Annotated in this window: 1 protein-coding gene; it reads left to right on the forward strand. The window is 59.6% G+C overall.

Annotated elements, in window-relative coordinates; genetic code table 11:
- Window positions 1–779 precede the first annotated feature (779 nt).
- Window positions 780–1937 (forward strand): hypothetical protein, encoded by a 1158-nt coding sequence (locus VI25_RS22795; protein ID WP_152981801.1) that lies wholly within the window; start codon window positions 780–782, stop codon window positions 1935–1937.
- The last annotated feature ends 132 nt before the right edge of the window (window positions 1938–2069 follow it).

Here is a 2069-nt window from a genome sequence, read left to right on the forward strand (position 1 = left end):
GCCAGCGTGCTCCTGCTGGGCGCCAGCGTGCAAAAAAGCCGCAGCTCAGGTAGAACTAGCTCCCTGGGGCAACCTCACCGGCATTCGTACCGATGGGCAGCTCCTGGCGTTTGGAACGAGCCTGCGCGTTGTGAAAGCCGATGGCCGAGTGACGGAAACCGGCAAGGAGCGCCAGCGCCCCAAGTACACGCGCGAGGGTAACCAGCAGCTAGTTACAACCCGGCTGGATAGCCTGGATTTTGTAGAAACCGTGCAGGATGCCGGGCCAAACCAGGCTCGTGTGCAGGTGCAGCTTACGGCCCGCGGCAATATGCCCAACAGCAGCGGCGTGTACTTCAGCGTGCTGCTTCCTGCCGCTACCTACCCGGACAGCACCACGGTAGAAGTGTGGGATGCCCGCGGCGCGGTGCTGACCAAGGGCACGCTCGGCAGCCTTACCCTCCCGAGCACCCCCGCCAGTAGCATCCGCCTAGTGGCTCCTACCCGGCAGCTTACCATCAGCTTCGGCGAGCCGATGCCCGTGCTGCTAAAGCAGGAAACGGGCAAGGATGGGCCGCACTACCAGTTTCTCCTGCCTTTGTTGACGGGTAGTGTGCAGCAGGGGCAAACCGCACAGAAAACCTTCACTATCCAAACCACCGGCAGCATTGACCGCGCCCCTATCCGGCTGACGTTGAACCCCGGCGCAGCCCGGCCACGTCTTTGCTGGTTTCGGGGGCAATTTTCGCCTGCAAAACCCCAAAAACGACCCACAGGTAATCAACTACGCGCTGCAAAACATGCGCGTGGCCTGGGGCCGGGTAGAGATGCCTTGGCAGTTGTGGCAGCCCAACCAGGCTCAAGACCCCACGGCTGCCGCCTGGCAAGGTCAGTTGCACCCGCACGTGCGCGAGTCGATGGAGATGGCGCAGAAGCTCAGTAAGCGGGATATTCCCATCATTCTCTCGGCGTGGTCGGCGCCGCCGTGGGCCGTGGTGGGTACCCCAGTTAATGGCAGTGGCCCTGGGCCAGATGGCAAGTGGGGCAACCCGCTAAACCCCACCAACCTACAGGCTAGCTACAAGTCCATTGCCGATTACATTCAGTACCTCAAAGACCAGTATGGCGTGGACGTGGCGCTATTTTCCTTCAACGAGTCGGACCTAGGTATCAACATCCGTCAGACTAGCCAGGAACACGCCCAACTTATCAAGGAGCTAGGAGCTTACTTTGCCAGCCGAGGCCTGAAAACCAAGCTGTTGCTGGGCGACAACTCCGATTCGAATAGCTACGAGTTTATGAATTCTGCCTTGCAGGATGCCAGCACGCACCCCTACATCGGGGCCGTGTCGTTTCACTCGTGGCGGGGTTGGGAAACCGAAACCCTGCAAAAATGGTCGGCCGCCGCCGAGCAGCTCCGCCTCCCGCTGATTGTGGGCGAGGGGAGTATTGATGCGCAAGCCTGGGGCTACCCTAGTATTTTCCTGGAGCCGACCTACGCGCTGGAGGAAATTAGTCTGTATACGCGGCTTCTAGCTGTTTGTCAGCCTCTTACCATTCTGCAATGGCAGCTCACGGCTGACTACTCGCCTATGGCCGGGGGCGGCATCTTCGGCGACAATACCCCGCTGCGGCCCACCCAGCGCTTCTGGAACCTGAAGCAGCTAGCGGCCACCCCCCAAGATGTAATGGCCCTACCTATTACTGCCGACCGCCCCGACGTATCTGCTGCGGCGCTGGGCAACAGCGAGAAAGGCAAGTACGTGGTGCACCTCGTGAATAATGGCGCTACCCGTCGCGTGACGCTCACTGGCGTGCCCGCTACGGTAAAAAAGCTGCGCGTGTATACCACCGACAAAGCGCGCGCCATGCAGAAAGGCAAACCCGTACGCGTGCGCAAAGGCACAGTACAGTTCACGCTGGATGCCAGTAGCTACACTACCTTTATGAAGGAGTAGGCGCCATCATTAGCCATGAGGCTTACACAGTGGTCGTGTGCTGGTCCGACGCCGTAGGTGTCGGACCAGCACACGACCAAGCACATTACAATCAAAACTAAAAGCATGTCTTTGTTACCCAGATTCCTACTG

The organism is Hymenobacter sp. AT01-02 (genome assembly GCF_000961955.2).
Taxonomy (GTDB): Bacteria; Bacteroidota; Bacteroidia; order Cytophagales; family Hymenobacteraceae; genus Hymenobacter; species Hymenobacter mucosus.